The organism is Bacillus sp. TH50, from assembly GCF_016650565.1.
GTDB lineage: Bacteria > Bacillota > Bacilli > Bacillales > Bacillaceae_G > Bacillus_A > Bacillus_A mycoides.
The window spans coordinates 951262-975551 of the sequence record NZ_JAEKFM010000003.1; the positions used below are offsets into that span (position 1 = coordinate 951262).

A 24290-nucleotide genomic window follows, 5' to 3' on the forward strand; every position below is an offset into this window, starting at 1 on the left:
TATCATCAACTACCAAAAGAACTTAATTCTATTTTTTCCGAGCTTGAAATGAAGATCCAGCTAAGGATGCAGTCTATCGCTTCTTATAAACGGTGCCAATGTTCAATTGGCGCCCTTTCCTGCTGCTGTTTAGTATGAATGCGATTAAAAAAGTAACTCGACTTACGAAAAAAACGCTCCAAAGTGTTGATTGCGCTTATCATCGTAACCGCAGTAAAAAAGTTGAATTTCTAGCACACTATTTCGAAAACTCGGTTAACTATTCCAACTTTGAAGTATTTCCTGTTTTTAATCAATGAGTAAGGGCCAAAATTTAAAGTATATGGTGACACTATTTGTACTTCTTTCTGTAATCTCTACTCATCGAATAAATTTAGAGCTATCACTCATGCCTTCAGTTGAACACCCCGATGACTGAACTAAGATAAGTTATGGATGAAGCGCCCGTGCCATCGCATCAAAATAATTCTGACTGGCACGCTGACTCACTTCGGCTTCAGGCACAAGCACTTCAAAGCAATGGAAGCAGCCGGGGTAGAGATGAAATTCAACATCTACTCCTGCTTGTGCAAGTCGTGTTACATATTCAATAATTTCATCTCGGAATAAATCGAGTTGACCTACACATGTATAAGTTGGCGGTAGTCCCGCTAAGTTGTCTGCTCTCGAAGGTACGGCATAGGGAGATGGTTCGTTAGTATCGTTCTTCTTTCCCAAGTACATATTCCAAGCCGTTAAATTGTTTGATCTATTCCATGTTGCATTGTCTTCTATAATCTCATAGCTTGATGGTGTTATGTTGTGGCTATCAAGCATCGGATACAGCGGCATCTGAAAAATAATAGATGGACCTCCTTTATCACGAGCCATTAACGCAAGCGCTGCTGTTAGTCCACCACCTCCACTTGCACCGGCGATCGCAACTCGATTCACATCAATTCCAAGCGAGTCTGCCTCATTTGTCATCCAAACCAAGCATGCATAACAATCTTCAATAGCCGCTGGATAAGGATGTTCGGGTGCAAGTCGATAATCGACAGACACAACAACGCATTCAGCAGTCTGAACAAATCGTTCACACAAAACATCGTCCATATCAGGGTGGCCCATTACGTATCCACCACCGTGAATCCACAGCATAGCTGGAAGTTTATCAAGATTTTTCTCAACGGGTTCGTAAATTTTAACTAACATATCGCCGGCTGCGCCAGGAATCATTCGCTTGGTCATGTTTACAAGCTCTGATTTTTCCAAATGTGGATTCGACAAGAGACTTCGACTCGCCTCTAAATCCTCCTCTAATTGAAAGCCTGGAAATTGTGAGAAAGCCTGTTTTAATTCTGGTAATACTCGACTGTCAATTTTCATATAAATTCCTCCAATTAAATAATGAAACTTGATGCAATCCTTATGGAATAATTAACGGAATAGATGTGTCTCCTGTTCTCCTTCAGCTTCCCATTTGGCAATTTCCTCTCTTACACGAGGGGCAACTTCTGTTCCAAGCAATTCTATGGCACGCATGACTTGATCATGTGGCATGGTACTTAATGGTACATACATCATAAAGCGTGTAATCCCTACATGCTTACGAAGATGAATGATTTTTTCGGCGACTGTATCTGGATCACCAACATACAACGCCCCTTCAAAACTTCGTGCAGCATCAAAGCTGGAACGATCATAATAAGGCCACCCCCGCTCTTTACCAAGTTTATTCATGCCTGCCTGAGTGGAAGGGAAAAATGTATCTGCTGCCGATTCCGTATTCTCTCCAACAAATCCAATTGAATGAGATCCCACCTGAAGCTTTGATACATCATGACCAGCGTGAGCCGCTGCTTTCTTATATAGCTGTACAATTCGTGCAAAGTGCATTGGGCTACCACCAATAATCGCCAGCATAAGTGGTAATCCCAGAAAACCAGCACGGATAGCAGATTCCTGATTCCCACCGCTACCAACCCATATCGGTAAAGGATCTTGAACAGGTCTTGGATATACACCTAAATTATTGATTGCTGGTCTATGTCCGCCTTCCCAAGTCACTTTTTCGGACTGACGTATTTTGAGCAGTAGGTCCAAATGTTCTTCAAACAGTTCTTCATAGTCTTTCAAGTTATAGCCAAACAATGGAAAAGATTCGATAAAGGAGCCACGACCCGCCATAATCTCTGCGCGTCCATTTGAAATGCCATCCAGTGTAGAAAAATCCTGAAAAACGCGCACAGGATCAGCTGAAGAAAGCACGGTTACTGCACTCGCGAGCCGTATCTTTTTCGTTTGTGGTGCCGCCGCTGATAGAACCATCGCTGGAGAGGATGCTGCATAATCCTTCCTATGATGCTCACCAACACCAAACACATCAAGTCCTACTTGATCAGCAAGAACGATTTCTTCAACAACTTCACGTAATCGCTGTGCGTGACTTATCACTTCACCACTATGAACATCTGGTTTCGTTTCTACAAAAGACGTAATACCTATTTCCATTTGTTATCTCTCCTAGTCCAATTAGATTTAAGTCAAAAAAATTAATCATTTCCTTTATGGTAGTAACGTGTTTCTCATATTGGCTAACACACGTTTATTTCATAAAATCTTAACTCGTCTGGTCATAGCCCAAAAAAGAAGAGCTAAAACACTGACAGAGGCTCCGAGTAAGGAAACCCCTCCCCAGCCAAAGTGTACGTATATTTGAGTCGACGCAATTGAACCACCAGCACTGCCGATAGAATAAAACACCATATATCCAGCAGTAAGTCGACTCCGTGCTTCTGTATGCAATGGAAGGATCATGGTTTGATTCGTGACATGTATTGCTTGTACGGCCAAATCAAGTAAAACTATCCCTATCACTAATGCGATTAATGACTGCTCTATATAGCTGATGAACAACCATGAAATCAATAATAGAGCTAAAGCAATGCCTGTCGTTCGTTGTCCGTAACCTTGATCGGCCAATTTCCCTGCCCGTGCCGCAGCCAAGGCTCCAGCCACACCTACAAGACCGAATGCGCCAATTGCACTATGAGATAGAGCAATTGGCGGTGTACTAAGTGGCAGTACTAGTGAAGTCCACAAAATGCTGAAATCAGCAAAAATCAGCATGGCTAGAACGGAGCGAACGCGTAACGTTCGTTCTTGAATAAACAAAGCAAGCACCGATCTAATCAACTGAGGGTAAGATAGCGATTTTACCTCGCGTTCAACATTGGGCAACATCTTTATAAACATAAAAACCATCAAAAGCATGAGCGCTGCAGAAAATAGATATACAGAACGCCATCCCGCAACATCTGTTAATATACCAGCAAAAGTACGTGCGAGAAGTATGCCAATAACTATCCCACTTGTTACAATGCCAACGACACGTCCTCTTTCTGTAGGGGAAGCGATGGTCGCTGCAAACGCCACGAGAGTCTGTGTCACAACTGCAAGCAGACCCACCAAAGCCATACCTGCGAAAAGTACCATGCTGGAGGAAGCAGTACCAACTATAACCAGAGCTGTTGTAGATAATAGCATCTGACCGACAATTAGACGTCGCTGGTTTAGCAAATCTCCAAGCGGTACGAGTAGCAGTAAGCCCAATCCATAAAAAATTTGTGTAATGGTAATAACAACACCAATAATGGAATGGTTAATACCAAACTCATTAGATAGTTGATCAAGCAACGGCTGTGCAAAGTAAATATTGGCAACAGACATTCCACAGGCAGTCGCAAACAATAATGCCAAAGCGTGAGACATGGATGGCTGTTGATTCAAATTAGGTTTTGTTATGGAAGATTTATGACTTATCTTAGTGTAGAGTGGATCATCTTCTATATTTGTCTCTGTTTTGCACATACCTTAACCTCCAATCACATTAGATTTTTAATCATAACATACCGTTCAGTACAATATGATTACTGGTAAATATAACTTAGCCTTATTCATGATGTCAACGTTTTTTTGCACTAAAGTTAATATTCCATTAAATGAATGGAGCTTGATTTGACAGGAAGAATGGCTAATTATATAATAATTACATACTGTTTGGTAATAAAAACAACAATTGTAATTACCTACACACCTATCCTAAAACAATTAATAAAATCAAAGTTTGAGGAGGAGAATTCTTAATGGCAAGAACCCGTGAATTTGATGAGGATCAAGTTTTAGATGCAGCAATGCAGTTATTTTGGGAGAAGGGATATGAGGCTACCTCATTAAGTGATCTTACTTCTAGAATGGGCATTCAACGCCCTAGTATTTATTCGACTTTTGGAGATAAGAAAGAATTGTTTGAAGCCGCACTTCGCAGGTATACAATGTCTCGGGCCTCTGATATACGAAATAGGCTTCAAAGTCACTCCTCTGTAAAAGAGGCATTTTCTATTTTCATTGCCGATGTCGTCAATGAAGAATACGCAGGGGATCTTAGTAAAGGTTGTTTTTGTATCAATACAATGGTTGAACTAGCACCTCATGATGAGAGATTTGAAATTTTGACCAGAGAACATCAAATGTACCTCGCCGTCATTTTTCAGGAGACGATCGAACGAGGAATCCAATCAGGTGAGCTGGAAGCCAACACAGATGCAAAGTCTTTGGCACAGGCACTGATTGTATCGTTAATCGGTCTAACAGTTATGATGAAATCTCGCCCCCAACGTTCATTTGTCGACAATGTAATAGCAGCGACGCTCACATTACTTAAGTGACATAATTGTATTTAAAAGTACGAAAACCATACCTTTATAGGGGTAACGTCAAATCTCCATCAAGCTACAATTTTATAGTACCCCCAGAACGAAATTTTGTGCTAACTTGTGACAAAAATGCTCATTTTTTCATTTCGGGGTAATTCTGAATTTTTAAGTTGATGGGTATGGGGGAGCACCACATGCCCATCAACTCAAAATCTCATACCACCTCCAGAACGAAAATTTTATGCATGTTGCTCGTATTTATTGTTGGGGGATAAATCGTTCTTTAAGCTTGATGGCGATTTGGTGCTATCCCTAAAACATCTGGACTGTAATAGCCAATTAAAAAAATGCAAACAAAAAGACCTTTAATCAGTCGTTTTGTTTGCATTTCCTTTTTCTAAAACCACAGAAAAGATAAGTACTATAGTTAACACCATAATAAACCCTACTTCACTTCCATCACTTACAAAAAATGAATACAAAGTATAAATTAAAATTAATATTCCATAAATAACTTTGTGCAATGAACTCCCCCTTTTTGCCGTATATATTTTAGTGTAAAAATTTAATGCAAGCCCTATATTAAAATGAAAATAAAAAGCACCTGTGATATACACAAAGTGCTTTTCTCTTGTCAATTTATCTATTTTCACTATATTTATCTATTTTCTTTTTATAACTCAAATTTCTTCGAATCGTACTTTTCTAGAGTTTGTTACAATTCATTTTGTTCATATGGAATATGTTTATCTGTCTGTACATCTTCAACATTTTCTCCACCTGTTAATAATCTCCTGTACTTAAAAGAGTGCCCTGTTAATACTGTTTAATCATTTTGTATTGCCCTCCTTTTGTTTGATTACTTGTATCATAAAACAAGTATCTGAAGTTGATATGTAGTTTATCTAGAGTGTATGTAAATTTAAAAAATCTCTAATAAAATGTTTATGTTGTAATGTTACCATCAAAACTAGTGCTTCAAACACCCTGATTTGAAGAGACAGTAACCCATATTCTAGCCTCAATTCCTCCTACAGTTCTATATTGAATAAAACCAGTTGATCCCTATAATATAAAAAGAGCACCACTTTTTGGATGCTCTTCGTTATAACTATATAGTATTTAATTTCCTTCTTTTGTTGGTACCATTTTTCCTTCTTGAGAACCTGTACCTTCTGTTCTTTCAACAGTTTTTGCATCTCCTTTAGGAGTTGCTGGCACTGCATCTTTAGGTACATCAAAGTTTTGTGAGAAAGACGTTGTTCCATCTGCACTCCGTGTAATTACTTGATTTGAACTATCTTCATTTGATTTTAAATTGTCCATTTTCGCATCATCTGCACCTACTGCACCCCCCGCTACCAATCCTGTACTTAAAAGTGCTCCTGCTAATAATGTTTTAATCATTTTTCATTACCTCCTTGTTTTGTTTGGAACTACATTTAGCATAAGACAAGAATCTATAGTTGATATGGACTGTATCTGGAGATTATGTAAAGAAAAATAGATGATCAGTTGTATATCCTAATGGGTGCTTAGGCAAGATTGAAACTTAATATGAGTTTGATAATTGAGTTACCCTTCGTTTTTGGGTGTAAGGTTTTTGGCTGGGGTGAAGTGAGGAGCTAACCTTTTCTAATTTGAAACATTTACAACTAAATTTGCAATAAATTTCTCAATATAGATATACTTGTTATTTATAGTTTAAATATTCAAAATTCAAACTATAAAGCGTGATAAAAATATGATGATTATCCCTTATGTTTACTCCTTGTACTAAAGATAAGATTGAATTCTCCGACCTTATCTTTTTTGTTTGTAGAAATTTAATGTAAAAAAACAGAATCCTTGTAATATTAAACATACTATAATTAAAAGAGGATATTATGTTCAATATAGAGCATAAATCTTCTTTTTTTATACAAAACAGAAGGAATAATCAGACATTCAAAATATTGTCTATTATGTACATAATGTTATTAACAAAGCTCGTAGCTGGAGGCGTATTGAGGTCGATAGACCGAGCGTAAAAAAGTTTTGGAGGTGGGAAGTTATGCGTGTACAAGAGGTGATACTAGAGGAAGGTAAGAGATACATATTAGTAGATTCAGAAGGCATTCCTGTGACTCCTGTGATGAAGTACCTCAAGCATTTAGATGTTACAGGGAAAAGCAGCAACACTCAGAAAACGTACTGTTATGGGTTAAAACACTATTTCCTGTATTTACAGAAGACTGGGAAAGATTATAAACGTATAAGGTTAGAGGACTTAGTGGAGTTTATGGGATGGTTACAGAATCCGTATGAAAGTACAAAAGTGGCATCCCTTCAGCCTGTACAGGCAAAGAAATCAGAGAAAACAGTGAACCTGACGGTCACTGCCGTCACTAATTTCTATGACTACTTATACCGTAATGAAGAGTTGTTACTTGATATGAATGAAAAACTTATGCGCCAGGTATTCACAAAAGGCAGAAAACGGTACAAGAGCTTCCTTTATCACATCAACAAGGATAAGCCTTCTGTGCGAAATGTGCTGAAGGTAAAAGAACGTCGTAAGAGGATACAAACGCTCACAAAGGAACAGGTACACCTAGTCTTGGCAGCAACAACTAATATACGAGATACCTTCCTCATCCAACTCCTGTTCGAGACAGGTTTACGGATTGGAGAAGCTCTTTCTTTATTTTTAGAGGATTTCAATTTTGATCATAGAAACGGGCATCGCATTCGCCTGACGGATCGTGGTGAATTAGAGACCGGCGCGAAACTGAAAACAGGTGAACGGGAAATACTCCATTGTCACGGATATTGAGAAAACTTACGTTCAAGGACATCGTATTCCGATTGACGACGAATTGGCAAACATCCTGGCGGTTCTCATTCAGGAATCTAAGGAAAATAGCAATGAAGATAATAATCCCGAAGGGTTTATTTTTATTCGCTATCGTGGTTCTCGTAAAGGAAGACCTTTTAGCCAAAAATGGATTCAAGAACGATTAAACACATTAGCAATACAAAAAAATATCACAGATGAAAACGGGGATATTTTTCATTTTAAAACTCATCAATTCCGTCACACCTATGCGGTAAAAATGTTGAATGGTGGTGCAGATATTTTGACTGTACAGGAACTGTTAGCCCACGCTACCCCAGAAATGACCTTGCGGTATGCCAAACTGTTGGACGATACAAAGCGGAAGGCATTTGAATCTGTCATCAACCAAGGCGTATTTAGCTTCGATTTGAATGGTGAGGTGCAAGAAATTAAGGCTGGCGAAGACATCCCAGGGGACATCCTACAAGTTCTTTGGCAAGACCATAAATTAAATGCGATGGATAACCCGTACGGGACGTGCCATGCGCGATTAAAAGGAGATTGCCCTTACATGGAAGCCCCTCCTTGTCTTACGTGTAACAGCGGAAGTCCATGTAGGGACTTAGCAATCGGATTTTCAGAATATGATATACAGAAGTATGAACTCCACGTAAAAACAACATCGAAATCCATTGAGATTGCAAAACAGCATGGTCGACATGATGTGGTGGAAAAACAAGAAAGAAATCTAAAACGTTATCATAGTATTTTAAACAATATTCGCGAGGATAATATTATTTTTGGTAGACATGAGCGAATAAAACGAAAGTAAGGTGTGGGAGATGACTAATTATGATCGCAAAGAACAATTGAAATCAATCCACGCATTCAGGAAGGCAATCACTTCTCAAAAAGTTGATGAAGCTATCCAAAGGCTCGTGCGAGCCAATGAGAACATCAATTTCAACAGCGTGGCGAGTGAGGCTGGCGTGGCGAAAACGACGTTGTACAACAATCAAGAGTTGCGCGAACGAATTGAAACTCTGCGGCAACAACAGGTGCACGCTCGTACACCAAAACAAATTAAGCGTGAGATAGACGACAATAACAAAGATGCAATCATCGCTTCTTTAAAACGTCGCATTAAGAAGTTGGAAGGGGAAAAAAAGGAATTACGAGAACAGTTAAAAGTGGTCTACTCAGAAGTTTATAAAAAAATATAAACTATTTTATAAGAGAACGTCATATCCAGATTTATTCAACTAAAGGGTGCTAGTTAGTTTGAGGAGGATTAAACCGTGAATCATAGAATTAATTTAATAATCTCTAATGTTGGAAGGAGAAAAGAATGGAATTAGGATTACAAAAAGATGAAGTAAAAGTAGTTCCATACACTGCTGATTGGGGTACAGAATTTTTAAAAGTAAAAAAGGAAATACACCAATGTACAAATATTAGTAAAAATCGTATTGAACATATCGGTAGTACAGCAATCAAAGATATGCTAGCAAAACCCATTTTGGACATATTAGTAGCAGTAGATGATTTATGTACATTAAATCCGTCCATTATAAAGGGGCTAAAGAGTATTGGATTCCTTCGTTTAAGAGTAGAAAGACCTAATGAAATTATATTTGCGAAATTTACAGATAACACTTATGAAAAAAAAACGCATTATATTCACCTTGTAGAATTTGAAAAAGAGCAATGGAAAAACTTAATTTTTTTTAGAGATTATTTAAATACAAATGAAAATGCACGTAAAGAATATATAAACATAAAATTGGATTATTTAAAGAGGCATTCTACAGGGATAAATAAATATACCGAACACAAGGAGAATTTTGTAAAAAGCATATTAAAAAAAGAATAGATAACTAAGTTATTGAATTGCGTTTAAAATAAGCTGTTCAACATATTGTACATGACTAATATGTTAAACAGCTTATTTTCATGTTTTTTTAATATTAGGTCTTGATAATAGTATAAGGATTCTGTAACAAGAAATGACAGATATATAGCAATAAAAAGAGTTACTTATATTATAATTTAAAAATGCAACAACCATATTGATAAAATTCGAAATAAATTGAATATTATATATATGTGTTTCTCATGCAATTTTTGTTCAAAATGCCAATGTTATTTAGGACTTTCTCCACAATAACTGAATTAATTATCTTTAAACTGCAATTCTTCCGTAGAACCTTTCAGCGCTGTCGTAGATGAAGTTCCACCCGTAATCACTTGTGCTACTTCGTCAAAGTAACCTGTTCCGACTTCTCGTTGATGACGCATAGCAGAATAACCATGCTCTTCTGCTGCAAATTCGGCCTGTTGTAATTCAGAATACGCTGCCATACCACGTTCTTTATAGCCGCGTGCTAATTCGAACATACTGTGGTTTAACGAATGGAATCCTGCAAGTGTTACAAATTGGAGTTTGTAACCATATGATGCCATTTCTTTTTGAAAGTTTTCAATTGTTTTTTGATCTAATTTTTGTTTCCAATTAAACGACGGTGAACAGTTATATGCGAGTAACTTTCCTGGGTATCTCTCATGAATTGCTTCTGCAAAAAGCTTCGCATCTTCTAAATTTGGTTCAGACGTTTCACACCAAATAAGATCTGCGTACGGTGCATATGCTAGGCCACGTGCAATTGCTTGATTGAGCCCCGCTTTTGTACGATAAAAACCTTCCGTTGTTCTTTCTCCTGTAATAAATTCTTGATCAATTGGATCAATGTCGCTCGTAATTAAATCTGCTGCATCTGCATCTGTTCTTGCCACGATTACTGTCGGCACGCCCATAACATCCGCAGCTAAACGAGCAGAAATTAAATTACGTACCGCCGTTTGTGTCGGTAATAATACTTTTCCACCTAAATGTCCGCATTTCTTTTCTGAAGACAACTGATCTTCAAAATGTACACCTGCTGCACCTGCTTCAATCATTCCTTTCATTAATTCAAATACGTTTAATTGCCCACCAAAACCAGCTTCTGCATCTGCAACAATTGGTACGAAATAATCTATATCACTGCCACCTTCCATATGCTGAATTTGATCAGCACGTTGCAACGTTTGATTGATTCTTTTTACAACAGAGGGCACACTATTCACTGGATATAAACTTTGGTCTGGATACATATGTCCAGATAAATTGGCATCAGCAGCTACTTGCCAACCACTTACACAAATTGCTTTTAAGCCTGCTTTCACTTGCTGCATTGCTTGATTTCCTGTTAATGCACCAAGCGCATTGATGTAGTCTTCTATATGAAGCGATTGCCAAAGTTTCTCTGCACCGTGGCGTGCTAGTGTATGTTCAATATCGATAGATCCTCGAAGACGAATAACATCTTCGGCACAATACGGGCGTTTTACCCCTTTCCAACGTTTATCTAACTCCCAATTTTCTTGTAATTGTTGAATTCTTTCGTTTTTCATTTCTTCCATCTCCTCGTATGTTATTTTTCAGTTATTCTTTCGAGTAACTATTGCACTAAATATTTTCTTGGCCGCCTGAGTATATTCCTGGATAATGAAGATAAGAATCAACGCTTTCTTTTATTTGTTCTTGGAAGAAAGATGCTAATATTTATTTTCCTGTTGAACAAATCCTATTTCTCTAGCTAATTTATCCAAGATATGTGATGACATATGTCGGGGGAATTTCTCAGTAAACAATTGTAGTTCATTTTTTCATTTTGGGGGAACAATGAGTTTCTTAACTTGATGGCAATGTGGCGGGACCACATGGCTATCAACCTAAAATTTTATAGTATCCCTAAAACGAGAAAATTGGCATCTCCAGATAAAAATATACATTTTTTGTTTTTGGGGTACTAGTTTCATTAGCTTGATGGGCATATTGGTGAAACCTCGAAATGGACATTTTGGTAGGCAATTCTTCTTCTCTTAAAATAACCTTAAATATATTATAGATTTAAGAATATTAGAAAAATAAATGGGATAATTTCCTAAAACATCCTGAATAAAGTTGATTTTAGAAAAGGAGTAGAGAGGAAATGTTTCAGAAGCTCAAATTTTATTTACTCAGTCTTGTAATTAGTTCAATGTTAGGTGGGATTATCATAGGTGCTAATTTCTTGGTCCATAACATCTACTATTTAGTTGTAGGTAAAGAATTTCATTTTAATATGTGGTCTTCTATTATTATATTTAGTATCGTATTTATTTCGGGTTTCTCGTATATGTTGAAAAAAGGTCCAGATATACTTGTTAATGATTAAACCAATAGTAATTATAGTAGGCGCTACCATGATCCGGTTGGCGTCCTGTTTGTTGTTAAGGAAAGATAACAAAACAAAATTTCCTTAATCACAAAGCTTTAAAAGTAACCTATCCATAGTGATATTAAAGTTACTACTAACAGGGCAAGAAGAAATATGATATTTCGAATCCACTTTTGTATATCATCAAAATACCGCTTTATAAATGCAACGTTGATATAAAACATGAGAAATACAACAAAGAAGGTAAAGTTACCAAATTTATCATTCAATTTTTCATTAGTAAATGTGCTTACATGAAGGAATAGTGAAGCAAAAGTTACTAAGAATAACTCAATTAGCCTATTTTTGCTCACGCCACCACCACTCTACAGTAATTTCCTTTCGTTTTATTTTATCTGAACGTAGTGTGTAGCAGACTATGAATATTATACTTATGTAAAAAAAGGCTAACAATTCAAGATTGTTAGCCTTAATCGCGCCTTTTAAAAGAATAACTCAATACAACAAATGACTGATTCTTCAACTTGCAATATATTCTCCTTTAATTACAAAAAACGAACCTCGAATTGTTCCAGCAAGTTTAGACTTCTGTCTAGCAAACTTAAACTTCTCTACTAACTCCGTTGGTATCTCCATTCCCTCAGAAAGCTTAAATCCAACGGCCCGCTTCTTTGGGTTATCCAACGTATACATGACGTTGACTGCAAGACCATCCTCATAGAAGACATAGGCAAATTTAATATTTTCCACTTGAAAACACGATGTTTCTAAAGGTTTTGCCGCAAACTCAATATCACGTTCTTCTTTCAAGATGCTGTTCACATAATCAAGAGTCTCCCCGCTTTCACTAGCTGGTACAACCGTAAATTCATGCTTGTATTTATTCATAAAGTAACGTGCTTCATGGGCACGTAAACCAGCAAGTGCTTCCGCTACAGGTGAAGACTCCATGCCAGCTGTAGTTACGTTTTTAAAATCAACTATATTGGACAATTCCATCTCTCCTTTTAACACTTTACTTCCTAACAACTGGAATCCATATTTCACCAAATACTAAGCCGTTTCGCTGCCCCATCTCAACTGTTGTATTTGGCCCACCAACATAGGCAAAATCTTTTACTTCTGCTAATGCTTGACCAAATGCAATACCAGTAAGCTTATTACTTAGCTCCTCAGCTGTATTGCCTTCCCCTTTAACTACTAGGTATTCTCCCCTCGGAAACTGGATAACTCTAGATTCTTCTTGTATCGTTGCCTCTGTCATGACACCAGCGTAATACATCATCTTGTTATTCACCGCTTCACTCACAGAAAAAATGTAATCATTTGTAGCTAAAGCTTTTAAAGTGTCCAACCTTCCATCTTGTTCGACGGCCAGCCAAAAGTCTGCCTTTTCCTTGTTTATGCCCGCAAAGTCTGTATAGTGGCTCTTAAGTTCAGTTCCAATACCTAACACGATAAAGCTATCTTTTTCTTCTATTGTATAATTTTTCATATTTAAAACCTTCCTCACTTTTAAATTAATCAAACGATTTATCTTTTCACTTGATGAGTTTATAATATCTTTAAATCATGTCAAAAAATGATACTGTTTAGGAGACCACCATGAAAAAAGTTGAACGGATTAATACGATCATGCGCTATATTAACAACCGCTCCCACTTTACAATTTCTGAAATCATACGAGAATTTAACATCTCACGATCGACAGCTATTAGAGACATTAGAGAAATTGAAGCCATGGGGATGCCGCTCGTCGCTGAAGTTGGCAGGGATGGAGGATATTTTGTCATGCATAACTCTATCTTGCCCGTTGTTCGCTTTACTGATAATGAGGTCAAAGCTCTTTTTATTGCCTTTATGGCCACAAGAAATCAACAACTTCCCTATCTAAAGAGTCGTCAGTCTTTAGCCGAAAAACTACTAGGACTCATCTCAGAAATCCAGCAGGATGACCTTGTTCTTTTAAATCAAATCTTGCTTTTTGAAGGGACTAACCCTCATAATCCTGACCTACTTGAGCTTTCTGACCTCCCCCATCCTATGTTAGAAAAACTCATCCAAACCCTTCTTTTAGATAGCCATTTATTGATTACAATAAATGAAGAGGAGGAAACCAAGTTTTATCCAATTTATCTACTGCACCTTTATCAAGAAAAAAGCCATTGGATAATTGAAGGCTTTGACATAAAAGAAGAAAAAAAGAAGATGTTTCTCGTTGATCATCTCATTAATGTCGAAACCTATACGCCGAAAAACAGATTAAGTAAGAAAAAAATTTCAGAAAAACTAAGTAAGAGGGACGAAGCAATCAACCTTGTACTTGAACTTGGTCCAAAAGCGATTACCCAGTTCAAAAAATATCATCCTATAAAAATTTCTATTTCCTATACAAATCCTTACCAATCCACAGCCATTCTAAAAACTTTTATCAATGTTAACAATCTCGATGAATTGATAGAAATAACAAATTGGCTACTTTTCCTAGGTAAAGATATCAAAATCAGGGAAGTTCCTGAAGAAGTGTTAGAAGGTTTAAAAGAGAGATTATGTTTATACTGCCCATAAGCAGTGGCCAGTTAAACCCAAAATAATATTGAGTTTGACTAGATGCCAGTTACCTCTATTTAAATACCTAGTAAAAACATTTTATTCGCTACCGCTACTTGAAACGCTCTTCTAAGAATAACGCCAACACAAAAAAAAGACATGAACTAATCTTTGTTCATGTCTTTTTATATTAGAGTTTAACCCTCATAAAACAGCTTGTTTAAAATTCGAATATGGACGTATCTTATCCATAATCTCTTTCATTCTTTTTTCATATCCCACTATTTTAGCACTTGAACTAACAATAGCGAATTAGAATAATGACTTAATACTTGCTAGGACAGTAAGTATACCTACAACAATGACAAACACATTGCTCATTTTCCCTCTGTATTTAGCCAGTACTGGTACTTTACGAATCGCATACATTGGTAATAGACATAAGATCGCAGCAACTAATGGACCGCTAAGAGCATCAATGATTCCAAGAATACTTGGATTTGCATAAGCAACATACCAGCATGTTAATACGACAAAAGTAAGAATCATTGTCTGAACTGTTTTTTCTCCTATATCTTTCCCGCGTTTTTTACCGGACTTCATAATCATGTCACGCATTACCTCATACGCTCCTACATAATGGCCAAGGAAAGACTTTGTAATAGCCACAAAAGCAATGATAGGAGCTGCAATAGTGATTACAGGTGAATTAAGCTCATTAGCAAGATATGATAGGATTGACAAGTTCTGTTCTTTTGCCATCTTAAGATCATCTGGAGTCAAACTTAAAGTACTGCTCCAAACAAAGAACATAACAACAGCGAATGTCATGATATAGCAAACTTTTTGTATTTGAGCACACTTGGCATCAGTAGCTTCTATTCCATACGTAGCTCTCTGTTTCATAACGAATGACGAAATCATAGGAGAATGATTGAACGAGAATACGATGATTGGTAGTATCATCAATATCACTCCAAAATACCCTGTTCCTGTTGAAGCAGTAGACGCACTTGAGAAACTAAGCATTGACGTATTCCACTGTGGAATTAAAGATATTGAGATAAACAGTAAAGAAGCTATGAAAGGATATACTAGCATGCTCATTATCTTTACAGTGATATCTTGACCGAAATTTAGTATAGCGATAAGACCGAGTACTAATACAAGTGATAAAATGGCCCTTGGAGGCTCCGGCATGTGCAATTGATGCACGATAAAACTACTTGCAGTATTTGTAAGTGCAACCGAATACATCAGTACGATCGTATAAATTGAGACGAAATATACTATGTTAAAAATTATACTTGCCTTATTGCCAAAATACTCTCTTATTGTGCCTGTAATCCCCTCATCAGCAGAATTGGAAGCGTATATCATTTTAGCAAGTGCCCTATGTGAGTAATACATAACAGGAAATGCAAGTATCGTAATTAACAGTAATGATAATAAACCACCTGAACCGGCATTAATAGGTAAAAAGAGTACTCCTGCTCCAATTGCTGTTCCAAAAAGGCTCAATGCCCAGGTAGTATCTTGTTTATGCCACTTTTTAGGATCTAGATATTTCTCATTTTTCACTGCAGTGTTTTCAGCTTGAAATTCTATTTTTTTTGCAGTATTCCCATTCATATAATAAATCCCCCTTGTATCCTATTCTTACGTCTCTTTTTAGGCTTAAGAATATAGACCATTCTTAAAAAATGAACCGCTTACTAGATGCGCCATATTGTAAACGATTCCACCTAAAGCTGTCTCTCTTAATGTGCGAGGCATTTATCCTCCAACCCTATACTTACCATTGATGATATTGTTTACACCAGCTAATACGATGTCCGCTGCTGCTAAACTATTTTGAAGAAATTCCCCTTCTGGTCACACACCTTTCTGTAAGTAATCGTTTCAGTCTGTCCAATTTTAAAATGTTTGATATTTTCTTCGTAGGTAATCGGTTACCTCTCGACGCCCTCATTATAACGTTTATATTTGCGAGTCTAATATTTTTTTATTTTTAGAAAGACAGAATAAACAGAATTATGAATAGATAATAAATTACAATTGGTATGTAGCAATTGTGTCTATTTTTTGAAGCTGTATTAGTTAATAGAAAAGTAAACATAATACAGAGTTCCTTTCATTAACACATTGATTATATTAGGAACTCGTTATAAAGATACTTATATTTACCTTTGCTTTCACATCTTATCTTTGACATGAAGCTGTTGTAATAAATAATACACATTGATGTAAAGGAATAAATTTAGAAAACATAAAATTATTCTCATGAATTTTTATTACATATAACGAATTAACATTCACTTTTCAGAAAAGAAGAACTTTTCCAAAGGAGCCTACGCACCTTATATAATGGTTATCATGTTAAGCCTGTTAAAAGAATTACACCATAAGTTTCCATTTACTATATGTAATATTTATTAAGTGTAGTTTTTTCTAAATATGCATAATTACATATTTAGAAAAAGAGAGTATACTTTCGAATTGTGTAATAAAGATATAGCCCACCTACGGAAACAGGTGGGCTTTTCATGTATAAAAATTGCATTTATTATATGGCAATTAGAATTGAGATCAAAATATTACCTCTTCCCTTTTAACTCTCTCAGTCTGCTTTTTCTCAACGTCTGAGCCTACTTACGTACCAACTACATAACCAGTAAGAATACTAACAATTATAGCAATAACTAAGATTAATGTGATTTAAATCCATTTTCCCATATATATATTATTCCAGAAGATTTAGTTGCCATTAACTGGTGGTGTTACCCTAACTGACGTTTAAATGCTTTGCCGGCGAAGAAGTAAGCGATAACCATAATGCCCACACACCAAGCAAGTGCAATCCAAATATCGTTGCCAACAGCCCCTTCATATAAGAGGGCACGAATCGCATTCACGATTGAAGTCACAGGCTGGTTTTCAGCGAACGCACGAACAATTTTTGGCATAGTTTCGGTAGGAACAAAGGCCGAACTAATAAAGGGCAGAAAAATTAGTGGGTACGAGTAGGCTGTCGCCCCTTCCATAGACTTCGCTGTCAACCCAGGAATGATAGCCAACCATGTCAGCGCCAGCGTAAACATCCCGAGTATTCCAGCTACCGCGAGCCAATCCAGAATATTAGCACTGGAACGGAAGCCCATTAAGAGCGCAACAAGAATAACTACCACGATAGTAAGCACATTAGCAACAAGTGATGTTAATACGTGAGCCCATAATACCGACGAACGCTTGATAGGCATAGTAATGAAACGTGCCATCAGCCCGCTCTTTACATCCGTAAACAACCGTACGGAAGTGTAAGCGACACCGGATGCGATAGCCATCAGCAAGATTCCCGGCAATAAATAATTGACGTAGTTATCCGTTCCTGTCTTTATGGCGCCGCCAAATACGTAGACAAACAACAGCATCATCATAATCGGCGTAATCGCTACCGTAATAATTGTATCTGGACTGCGCATGATGTTGCGCATTAAGCGCCCTAATAATACCCCTGTTTTGCTCTTCATTTACATCTCCTCCTTTTTGCCAATGATCGCAAGGAAAATTTCTTCCAATGTCGGCTGCTTTTCGATATACTCCACTTTTGTTGGCGGGAACATCTCTTTAAGTTCTGTAAGAGTACCAGTCTTAATAATTTTTCCGCCATGCAAGATAGCGATACGGTCCGCCAGTTGTTCGGCTTCCTCGAGGTACTGGGTCGTGAGCAAGATGGTTGTGCCGCCGCCGGCAAGTTCCTTGACGGTATCCCACACTTCAATCCGCGCTTCGGGGTCAAGCCCTGTCGTCGGTTCATCGAGAAAAATGACTGCCGGCGTCCCAATCAAGCTCATGGCGATATCAAGCCGGCGCTTCATCCCACCTGAGTACTGGTCTGTCCTCTGGTTGGCTGCATCAGTCAGGCTGAATCTTGCAAGCAAATTATCAGCGACTTGAGCAGGACTAGAAACTCCACGCAAATTGGCAATCATTATCAAGTTTTCTCTCCCCGTGAGCATACCGTCTAAAGCTGCAAACTGCCCTGTCAGACTGATACTTTGACGAACATGATCCGGTTGACGCTGAACGTCAAAACCACAAATACCTACTTCGCCGCCATCTTGCTTCATCAGCGTCGAGAGGATATTGACTATCGTCGTCTTGCCCGCTCCATTTGAGCCCAGCAGTGCGAAAATTTCGCCACGCTGCACTTCAAAATCTACCCCTTTTAACACTTCCTTATCTTTAAAGGATTTTTTTAATCCTTTTACAGAAATCGCTGTATTGGTCATACTTTTTTCCTCCTTAAAAAATGTTTTGTAAAGATAGACTGCCTACACCCTCTATTTAGTATTACTGATAATCTGTATTACTTAGTACTGATTTAAAAATATAACTGAATAGCAATGGCGTCAATTCACATTTGTAACCAGCTAATCAGTCGGTATTACCTGTTGCATTTATTTTTTTCTCAATTGTTTCATGATACTTTCATTCAAATCTTCACGATACTTGGAAACATAAGTTTTAGCATTTGCCACTAGTTCGTCAGCAAAGGATGCCACGTCCTCCCCAGTGATTTCAAGCACTTGTCTGCCTTCCGCCGCACCGGCTTCAAACAAATCGATTAATTCATACTGTATGTGTAGCATATCCATCCCGTTACCAGCTGAGAAATTCCACATGTAGTTTTGAATTTTCTTAAACACAAACTGATAGTCCTCTGGCAGAGCTCCAACCCGTGCCATCATCATTTTGTACTCTTTTTTATCACCAATTAATTTTTTGAACATTTCCAACATATTATTTTTCCTCCTTTTTTATAAAGCAGAACAAGAAACTCCCAAAATATCGGCCGAATATTTAATCTTATGAGGCTAGTTTGACTTCAAGACGTTAATTTTTGATGATACAAAATCCCATTTTCTCCAAAACAATTCAAGCTCCTGACGGCCATCCTCATTTAGTGAATAAAACTTGCGAGGCGGCCCCATGTCTGACGGTTTCTTTTCAATATTCACAAGTTTTTTCTTCTCTAATCGCACAAGGATGGTATAGACCGTTCCTTCCACGACTTCAGTAAACCCAAGCTCATTAAGGTGGCGGGTAATCTCATAGCCATAAGTTTCACGGCGGCTAATGATTTCCAGAACACATCCTTCCAGCGAACCTTTCAGCATTTCAGTTAAATTTTCCATATTCTGATCCTCCTTTACCCCCTATTCTGTCTGACTTATATTCAGTATCACAGAGTACTAAGGCTAATTTTTACTGAATAGCTTTTGAGAAACCTCACTATTCAGTATTACTTATTACAACTACATTGTATGACTAAGTAGATGGAATGTCAACTCGATTTTTAAATTTTTTCTTAAATCCGCTATTATCTATTGGATACTGCCTATTTTTTTCTTAAGAAACCTCACCACATACCTATCCAGCTAAGAAAAGGAAATACCCAAAACAAAAATTCCGCATTTTTATTTTGGGCGTTATAATATTCCGAAGTTAATGAATGTAGATAGCTCTCCTTATTAAAAAGACGGATCATTTTTTTTGTTCTTCTACTAATGCACCTGTGCATCTAATACATGAGCTTGCGAATACATACAAACTCTTTATAAAGTCAACTCTACATATAGGACATCCTTTTTGTTACGATAACATCATATTCATATCTTCTGCTGCGGTTGTAATTAGTTTTAAACCGAATGTCTCTTGTAATACATCAAGCACACCAGGTGAAATAAATTCAGGCGCCTTTGGACCAATGCGAATATCTTGAATTCCAAGACTAAATAGCCCAAGTAAAATAGCAACCGCTTTTTGTTCAAACCATGATAAGACAATACTTACTGGCAATTCATTCACTTCACATTGGAAAGCATCTGCTAAAGCGGCCGCTATTTTCACTGTAGAAATTGAATTATTGCATTGTCCTAAATCAATGTAACGCGGAATCTCCGTACCAGGTACAACACCATAACTCACATCATTAAAACGGAATTTCCCGCAAGAAGTTGTTAAAATAACCGTTTCTGGCGGAAGCGACGTTGCTAATTCACGATAATATTCTCCGCCTTTTCCCGGAGCATCACAACCTGCGATGACAAAGAAACGCTTAATCTTTCCTTCTTTTACTGCATTAATAATTTCCGGAGCTAATGATAATACTGTATTATGATGAAACCCTGTTACTAACTGCTCATCCGACTCCATATGTACTTCTGGAAGTTCAAGCGCTTTTTGAATCAATGGTGCAAAATCATCATTTTCAATTTTTTGTACACCCTCTAAACCTGCAATATCATATGAAAAGAATCGATCAGAGTATGATCCTTTAATTGGCATAACACAGTTCGTTGTAGCTAATATGGCACCTGTAAATTTTTCGAAAAGGCGTCGTTGATCATACCATGCCTTACCGATGTTTCCTTTTAAATGTTTATATTTTTTCAGTTGTGGATATCCGTGTGCTGGTAGCATTTCAGAATGCGTATAAATATTAATTTCTTTTCCTTCTGTTTGCTTTAATAACTCTTCTAATGCAAATAAATTATGACCAGTAACTACAATTGCCTTACCTTCTACATGGTTCTGCGTAATTTGAACAGGCTCCGGAACACCAAAGTGATTCGTATGTGCCTCATCTAATAACTCCATTACTCGTAAAGCCGATTTCCCTACTTTCATAGCCATATCAATATGTTCTTGTTCATTAAAGTTAGAATTTGTTAACGTCATATATAGCGCTTCTTGAGTTGTAGCATCTACAAATGCATCTGTATACCCTAGCTGCGCAGCATGCGTACGATAAGCCGCTATTCCTTTTAATCCAAACACAATCGTATCTTGTAAACTTGCAATTGTTTCATTCTTACCACAAACACCCATCACTTTACATCCGCCTGTTGGCGTTTGTTCACATTGATAACAAAACATATCATCCCACCCTCTCCCAATCATTCATTACAAATTAAGCATAATACCCATTAGGAAAAAAGGATGTGATATCAATCACAATAATATATATAAATTTGTGACAGTTCATATTGTTGACATAATATTTTTACTGACACTAAAAAACATACAGAAAAATGGACACCTTTGTTGATGCCTTCAAATAGCTAGATAATTGATTTAGAGAACTATTAGCAACTAATAAGCATACAACAACACTATTCTTTCTATCATTCAACAGAAAGAATAGCGTTTTTTCATTTTGAAGAACTATCAATTTTTTGATTAAAGATTTTATAGGAAACCTCTTTATTTACAATACATTTACACCATCTTAACATTTTTTACATTATTTATATGATATATTTATATAGAAACTACTTAAGAAATTTCATGTACATTGTTATCTTTATGATCTCTTATTTAATTGATAAGAGGTCATGTTATATTTTTATAACAGGGGTGAATTAGGATGACTGAAACATTAAAGACACTTATAATGCTTGATGTTACTTACGTTGTTATAGCAATTATGACGGTACTGGTATTTGTATACTTGGAATTAAAATCTCAGTAACGTATGCAGGCATAATTGATAGCTTCGCATTTAAATATAGTTAGAAGAAAGCGAGGAGAAAATTGTTTCTCCTCGCTTTTATATTCCCACAGTTTCTTATTTCAACAAATCCAATGTATGTAAAAGTAATCCTCTGTCCCCTACTTCTCCATGACCAGGCACTACTAAGTTCATATTTCCATATCGGTTCAACACATTCTCAATCGATATCGACCATTCATTTACATATGCATCAGCAACATTCCCTAAATCTTTAGCTTCCGCAGATTTCACTAAACAGCCTCCAGCTAAAATGTTGTATTGCGGTAACCATACGACAATATTATCTTCTGTATGCCCTTTCCCTGGATAGAGCGTTTCTACTTTTATATTTCCAAACTTCATATTCGTAATTGTTTGTAAGTCTCCAAGTGGCTCTTCATATCCATTTTTCTTTGCTAGTTCCGCAGTTAATGCTGTACTATGCGCTTTAATGCCTCTTTCTTTCAACGTTTTTATCCCGCCAATTCGATCAGCATGCGCATGTGTAATAATAACATCCGTTACGCGCTTCTTAAATTTCTTTTCTACCATCTCTATTAATTCCTTCGTTAACTTATCATCCCAAGAAGAATCGACAAGCACTAACCCTTTAGAAGTGTTAAGAACTAGACCGTTCGAAGGAACTGCTACTCCATTAAAATAACCTAACTCAGTATGAACCCATACATTTTTGTTTAACTGAGAAATTGAAATAGTTCCTGTCTCATTCTTTATTACTTTTTGCTCTAGCTTTTGTTCCGCTTTCACAGAAGAAATTGTGCTAACAAATTGAATCGTTCCTAGTAAACTAACACATACCCCTACTTTTAATAATGTATTCTTTTTCATTTTCTCCACCCTTTCTTTCAAACTAAATAGTTATTACCTATATTAGACAATTCGTCTCAAATGTTTGTTCCCTCTTTTTTTACATATTTTTCATACCATTAATAAAAAGCGCACAAAATTTTGTGCGCTTTTTAACCTTCCTTTTACCATTCACGTTTTTTATTAATTATCATTTTTTCTTCAAACGCCTTCTCTAAATCAATTTCTAACTTGTTTGCTAAATCACATACATTCCAAATTGCATCAAACATTTCTAAACCAATCTCTCTTTTCGAATCTTGTATTTTATCACGCTTTAATATAACTTCCGCTAATTCACCTAATTCCGCCATCGCATACATCGTACGTTCTTCAATTGTTGTATCTTGAAATCCTTTTTCTTTACTGAAACTCGATACATATTGCTGGAATTCCGAAATATTCATATGTAATCTCCCTTCATCGTAAATATCTCATTTTTAATAAACTTAAAATCAAAAATGTATTTTGTTAAATTATAACATTCATACTATAATTTATTTATAGCCCTTTAACGGAGGTGTTCTCAATGACTCTCTTCGCTTCGCCATCATTATTCATACTAGCCATCATTTCATTTGCACTAGCTTATTTCATCGGAGTAAAACAATACACTTGGCTCTTATCAGGTTTCAATGAACGCCGTGTGTCAGATAAATTTAAGTTATCGAAGATAGTTGGTCTTTATAATTTAACCGCTGGTGTTATCGCCACAATTGGTAGTGTCTTCACTACCCCTAATGCAAAAATCGTATTTCCTATCATTATAATTGGCCACGTTATAATAGCTGCTTATGTAAATACACGTATGGTGCAGTGAAAAAAGATCACCCAAATGGATGATCTTTTTTATAATTTATCAACATATTGCTTCGCTTCTAGTAAGGAAAACCCAAAAGCCTCTCTTACTCTCTTAACTGCCGTAACTGTTTTTCCTTCTTCCATAAGCTGCCGCAACTCTTTATTAATTTCGGGTTCTCTATCTATAATTCCCATTTCTTTCGTAATTAGCTGTAATCTATCTTCCATCCGCTTTAAACGCGCATCCGTTTTCTTTTCGATTTTATTTAATTTTTCAACGATATAAATAAACCCAAAGACCGCTATCGGTATGATCATCCAAAATTCCATGACTATTCCTCCTCACTAGCTTTCATATGTTTTATTTAAGTAACTTATGTAAATTTTACCACAGGAAACATTTAATGTATAATAGTAATATACAACACTGTTGAAAAAGTGAAACTTTAATCAGTGGGAGTTTTACTGCCCGTTAATACGGGATAAAACCTTTTATTTTAGGGGGATACTTTATGAAAAGATTTTTAAATACGTTACTACAATTTGTAGTTCTTTCAATTGCACTACATTTATTATTTGATATCGTTGGCTGGCTTGTTTTCAATGCACCAATTAAAAACAAACAAATCATTATTCCCTTACTAACAACCTCATGGCTTATGTACATGTACAGAGATAAATTTTTTAAAGCATTTACTTCGAATTAACTTAAACTATGAAAACACTTCATCGATAAA

General features: G+C 36.6%; 25 protein-coding genes and 3 pseudogenes. 9 read left to right on the forward strand and 19 right to left on the reverse strand.

What is annotated here, in order from left to right; all coding sequences use genetic code 11:
• Positions 1–429: 429 nt before the first annotated feature.
• The 3 genes from JFU23_RS05015 to JFU23_RS05025 form a co-directional block, all read right to left on the reverse strand.
• A complete protein-coding gene (locus JFU23_RS05015) occupies positions 430–1368 on the reverse strand; it encodes an alpha/beta hydrolase (RefSeq protein ID WP_098636365.1) in 939 nt (312 codons plus the stop codon).
• Between the two features lie 51 nt (positions 1369–1419).
• Positions 1420–2493, reverse strand: coding sequence for an LLM class flavin-dependent oxidoreductase (locus JFU23_RS05020; RefSeq protein WP_061689660.1), 1074 nt, complete (start codon positions 2491–2493; stop codon positions 1420–1422).
• 99 nt (positions 2494–2592) lie between these two features.
• Positions 2593–3852, reverse strand: a complete 1260-nt coding sequence (locus tag JFU23_RS05025; protein ID WP_061689661.1) for an MFS transporter — start codon at positions 3850–3852, stop codon at positions 2593–2595.
• A 275-nt stretch (positions 3853–4127) separates the two neighbouring features.
• Here JFU23_RS05025 and JFU23_RS05030 point away from each other — a divergent pair, with 275 nt between their 5' ends.
• A complete protein-coding gene (locus JFU23_RS05030; RefSeq protein ID WP_201031510.1) occupies positions 4128–4709 on the forward strand; it encodes a TetR/AcrR family transcriptional regulator in 582 nt (193 codons plus the stop codon).
• 353 nt (positions 4710–5062) lie between these two features.
• Here JFU23_RS05030 and JFU23_RS05035 read toward each other — a convergent pair whose 3' ends face one another.
• The 3 genes and pseudogenes from JFU23_RS05035 to JFU23_RS05045 all read right to left on the reverse strand — a co-directional run.
• Positions 5063–5350, reverse strand: coding sequence for a hypothetical protein (locus JFU23_RS05035; RefSeq protein WP_201032296.1), 288 nt, complete (start codon positions 5348–5350; stop codon positions 5063–5065).
• Positions 5337–5531, reverse strand: a pseudogene (locus JFU23_RS31030) (hypothetical protein). The gene JFU23_RS05035 and the pseudogene JFU23_RS31030 overlap by 14 nt, the downstream one beginning before the upstream one ends.
• Positions 5532–5825: 294 nt before the next feature.
• Positions 5826–6104, reverse strand: a pseudogene (locus tag JFU23_RS05045) (hypothetical protein); the annotation flags it as partial.
• A 727-nt stretch (positions 6105–6831) separates the two neighbouring features.
• Here JFU23_RS05045 and JFU23_RS30910 point away from each other — a divergent pair.
• From JFU23_RS30910 to JFU23_RS05065, 4 genes and pseudogenes are all read left to right on the forward strand, one after another.
• Positions 6832–7512 (forward strand): tyrosine-type recombinase/integrase, encoded by a 681-nt coding sequence (locus tag JFU23_RS30910; RefSeq protein WP_374191750.1) that lies wholly within the window; start codon positions 6832–6834, stop codon positions 7510–7512.
• A pseudogene (locus JFU23_RS30915) lies at positions 7475–8347 on the forward strand (tyrosine-type recombinase/integrase); the annotation flags it as partial. The gene JFU23_RS30910 and the pseudogene JFU23_RS30915, both read left to right, overlap by 38 nt.
• A 10-nt stretch (positions 8348–8357) precedes the next feature.
• A complete protein-coding gene (locus JFU23_RS05060) occupies positions 8358–8738 on the forward strand; it encodes a DUF6262 family protein (protein WP_090695639.1) in 381 nt (126 codons plus the stop codon).
• Between the two features lie 125 nt (positions 8739–8863).
• A complete protein-coding gene (locus JFU23_RS05065; protein ID WP_201031511.1) occupies positions 8864–9388 on the forward strand; it encodes a GrpB family protein in 525 nt (174 codons plus the stop codon).
• A 299-nt stretch (positions 9389–9687) separates the two neighbouring features.
• Here the strand turns inward: JFU23_RS05065 and aceA are convergent, their stop codons facing one another.
• Positions 9688–10968, reverse strand: a complete 1281-nt coding sequence (gene aceA / locus JFU23_RS05070; protein WP_002137523.1) for an isocitrate lyase — start codon at positions 10966–10968, stop codon at positions 9688–9690.
• A gap of 581 nt (positions 10969–11549) precedes the next feature.
• Here aceA and JFU23_RS05075 point away from each other — a divergent pair.
• On the forward strand, positions 11550–11774 hold the full coding sequence (locus JFU23_RS05075; protein ID WP_002190252.1) for a hypothetical protein: 225 nt from the start codon (positions 11550–11552) through the stop codon (positions 11772–11774).
• Positions 11775–11872: 98 nt separating this feature from the next.
• On the opposite strand, the gene JFU23_RS30510 is transcribed toward JFU23_RS05075, so the two are convergent.
• From JFU23_RS30510 to JFU23_RS05090, 3 genes are all read right to left on the reverse strand, one after another.
• Positions 11873–12130, reverse strand: coding sequence for a DUF3963 domain-containing protein (locus JFU23_RS30510; protein WP_201031512.1), 258 nt, complete (start codon positions 12128–12130; stop codon positions 11873–11875).
• Between the two features lie 166 nt (positions 12131–12296).
• Positions 12297–12806: a phage tail protein gene (locus tag JFU23_RS05085; RefSeq protein WP_088039875.1), complete on the reverse strand. Its 510-nt coding sequence runs from the start codon at positions 12804–12806 to the stop codon at positions 12297–12299.
• Complete coding sequence (locus JFU23_RS05090) at positions 12793–13272, reverse strand: GyrI-like domain-containing protein (RefSeq protein ID WP_016091906.1); 480 nt, start codon at positions 13270–13272, stop codon at positions 12793–12795. Before JFU23_RS05090 ends, JFU23_RS05085 begins: the two co-directional genes overlap by 14 nt.
• Positions 13273–13382: 110 nt before the next feature.
• On the opposite strand from JFU23_RS05090, the gene JFU23_RS05095 reads away from it, so the two are divergent.
• Positions 13383–14345: a helix-turn-helix transcriptional regulator gene (locus tag JFU23_RS05095; protein WP_201031513.1), complete on the forward strand. Its 963-nt coding sequence runs from the start codon at positions 13383–13385 to the stop codon at positions 14343–14345.
• A gap of 294 nt (positions 14346–14639) precedes the next feature.
• Here the strand turns inward: JFU23_RS05095 and JFU23_RS05100 are convergent, their stop codons facing one another.
• The 8 genes from JFU23_RS05100 to JFU23_RS05135 all read right to left on the reverse strand — a co-directional run bounded on the left by JFU23_RS05100 (position 14640) and on the right by JFU23_RS05135 (position 23159).
• Positions 14640–15959, reverse strand: a complete 1320-nt coding sequence (locus tag JFU23_RS05100) for an aromatic amino acid transport family protein (protein WP_201031514.1) — start codon at positions 15957–15959, stop codon at positions 14640–14642.
• 1148 nt (positions 15960–17107) lie between these two features.
• Complete coding sequence (locus tag JFU23_RS05105; protein WP_002190260.1) at positions 17108–17857, reverse strand: ABC transporter permease; 750 nt, start codon at positions 17855–17857, stop codon at positions 17108–17110.
• Positions 17858–18619 carry an ABC transporter ATP-binding protein gene (locus JFU23_RS05110; RefSeq protein ID WP_201031515.1) on the reverse strand — a complete coding sequence of 254 codons (762 nt, stop codon included), beginning with the start codon at positions 18617–18619 and terminating at the stop codon, positions 17858–17860.
• Between the two features lie 168 nt (positions 18620–18787).
• Complete coding sequence (locus JFU23_RS05115) at positions 18788–19129, reverse strand: DUF1048 domain-containing protein (RefSeq protein WP_002014108.1); 342 nt, start codon at positions 19127–19129, stop codon at positions 18788–18790.
• Between the two features lie 75 nt (positions 19130–19204).
• Complete coding sequence (locus tag JFU23_RS05120; protein WP_002128372.1) at positions 19205–19525, reverse strand: PadR family transcriptional regulator; 321 nt, start codon at positions 19523–19525, stop codon at positions 19205–19207.
• Between the two features lie 457 nt (positions 19526–19982).
• A complete protein-coding gene (gene hcp / locus JFU23_RS05125; protein ID WP_002137545.1) occupies positions 19983–21269 on the reverse strand; it encodes a hydroxylamine reductase in 1287 nt (428 codons plus the stop codon).
• A gap of 691 nt (positions 21270–21960) precedes the next feature.
• Entirely contained in the window at positions 21961–22734 is a 774-nt protein-coding gene (gene bla2 / locus JFU23_RS05130; protein ID WP_201031516.1) for a BcII family subclass B1 metallo-beta-lactamase, read from the reverse strand.
• Positions 22735–22877: 143 nt separating this feature from the next.
• A complete protein-coding gene (locus JFU23_RS05135; protein WP_201031517.1) occupies positions 22878–23159 on the reverse strand; it encodes a MazG nucleotide pyrophosphohydrolase domain-containing protein in 282 nt (93 codons plus the stop codon).
• Between the two features lie 122 nt (positions 23160–23281).
• On the opposite strand from JFU23_RS05135, the gene JFU23_RS05140 reads away from it, so the two are divergent.
• Positions 23282–23572: a DUF3784 domain-containing protein gene (locus JFU23_RS05140; protein WP_016100932.1), complete on the forward strand. Its 291-nt coding sequence runs from the start codon at positions 23282–23284 to the stop codon at positions 23570–23572.
• A 29-nt stretch (positions 23573–23601) separates the two neighbouring features.
• Here JFU23_RS05140 and JFU23_RS05145 read toward each other — a convergent pair whose 3' ends face one another.
• The gene (locus tag JFU23_RS05145) at positions 23602–23883 is read right to left on the reverse strand and encodes a hypothetical protein (protein ID WP_000397708.1); all 282 of its coding nucleotides are present in this window, start codon (positions 23881–23883) and stop codon (positions 23602–23604) included.
• Between the two features lie 182 nt (positions 23884–24065).
• On the opposite strand from JFU23_RS05145, the gene JFU23_RS05150 reads away from it, so the two are divergent.
• Complete coding sequence (locus JFU23_RS05150) at positions 24066–24260, forward strand: hypothetical protein (protein ID WP_012261332.1); 195 nt, start codon at positions 24066–24068, stop codon at positions 24258–24260.
• Positions 24261–24290 lie beyond the last annotated feature (30 nt).

Excerpts from the sequence above, each read along its gene's own strand:
- JFU23_RS05015 (WP_098636365.1), bottom strand. The coding sequence starts at position 1,368 with ATGAAAATTGACAGTCGAGTATTACCAGAATTAAAACAGGCTTTCTCA.
- JFU23_RS05095 (WP_201031513.1), top strand. The coding sequence starts at position 13,383 with ATGAAAAAAGTTGAACGGATTAATACGATCATGCGCTATATTAACAAC.
- JFU23_RS05110 (WP_201031515.1), bottom strand. The coding sequence starts at position 18,619 with ATGACCAATACAGCGATTTCTGTAAAAGGATTAAAAAAATCCTTTAAA.
- JFU23_RS05030 (WP_201031510.1), top strand. The coding sequence starts at position 4,128 with ATGGCAAGAACCCGTGAATTTGATGAGGATCAAGTTTTAGATGCAGCA.
- JFU23_RS05065 (WP_201031511.1), top strand. The coding sequence starts at position 8,864 with ATGGAATTAGGATTACAAAAAGATGAAGTAAAAGTAGTTCCATACACT.
- JFU23_RS05090 (WP_016091906.1), bottom strand. The coding sequence starts at position 13,272 with ATGAAAAATTATACAATAGAAGAAAAAGATAGCTTTATCGTGTTAGGT.
- JFU23_RS05020 (WP_061689660.1), bottom strand. The coding sequence starts at position 2,493 with ATGGAAATAGGTATTACGTCTTTTGTAGAAACGAAACCAGATGTTCAT.
- JFU23_RS05120 (WP_002128372.1), bottom strand. The coding sequence starts at position 19,525 with ATGGAAAATTTAACTGAAATGCTGAAAGGTTCGCTGGAAGGATGTGTT.
- hcp (WP_002137545.1), bottom strand. The coding sequence starts at position 21,269 with ATGTTTTGTTATCAATGTGAACAAACGCCAACAGGCGGATGTAAAGTG.
- JFU23_RS05145 (WP_000397708.1), bottom strand. The coding sequence starts at position 23,883 with ATGGAATTTTGGATGATCATACCGATAGCGGTCTTTGGGTTTATTTAT.
- JFU23_RS05135 (WP_201031517.1), bottom strand. The coding sequence starts at position 23,159 with ATGAATATTTCGGAATTCCAGCAATATGTATCGAGTTTCAGTAAAGAA.
- JFU23_RS05075 (WP_002190252.1), top strand. The coding sequence starts at position 11,550 with ATGTTTCAGAAGCTCAAATTTTATTTACTCAGTCTTGTAATTAGTTCA.
- JFU23_RS05100 (WP_201031514.1), bottom strand. The coding sequence starts at position 15,959 with ATGAATGGGAATACTGCAAAAAAAATAGAATTTCAAGCTGAAAACACT.
- JFU23_RS05150 (WP_012261332.1), top strand. The coding sequence starts at position 24,066 with ATGAAAAGATTTTTAAATACGTTACTACAATTTGTAGTTCTTTCAATT.
- bla2 (WP_201031516.1), bottom strand. The coding sequence starts at position 22,734 with ATGAAAAAGAATACATTATTAAAAGTAGGGGTATGTGTTAGTTTACTA.
- JFU23_RS05025 (WP_061689661.1), bottom strand. The coding sequence starts at position 3,852 with ATGTGCAAAACAGAGACAAATATAGAAGATGATCCACTCTACACTAAG.
- JFU23_RS05060 (WP_090695639.1), top strand. The coding sequence starts at position 8,358 with ATGACTAATTATGATCGCAAAGAACAATTGAAATCAATCCACGCATTC.
- JFU23_RS05105 (WP_002190260.1), bottom strand. The coding sequence starts at position 17,857 with ATGAAGAGCAAAACAGGGGTATTATTAGGGCGCTTAATGCGCAACATC.
- JFU23_RS05115 (WP_002014108.1), bottom strand. The coding sequence starts at position 19,129 with ATGTTGGAAATGTTCAAAAAATTAATTGGTGATAAAAAAGAGTACAAA.
- JFU23_RS05140 (WP_016100932.1), top strand. The coding sequence starts at position 23,282 with ATGACTCTCTTCGCTTCGCCATCATTATTCATACTAGCCATCATTTCA.
- JFU23_RS30910 (WP_374191750.1), top strand. The coding sequence starts at position 6,832 with ATGAAGTACCTCAAGCATTTAGATGTTACAGGGAAAAGCAGCAACACT.
- aceA (WP_002137523.1), bottom strand. The coding sequence starts at position 10,968 with ATGAAAAACGAAAGAATTCAACAATTACAAGAAAATTGGGAGTTAGAT.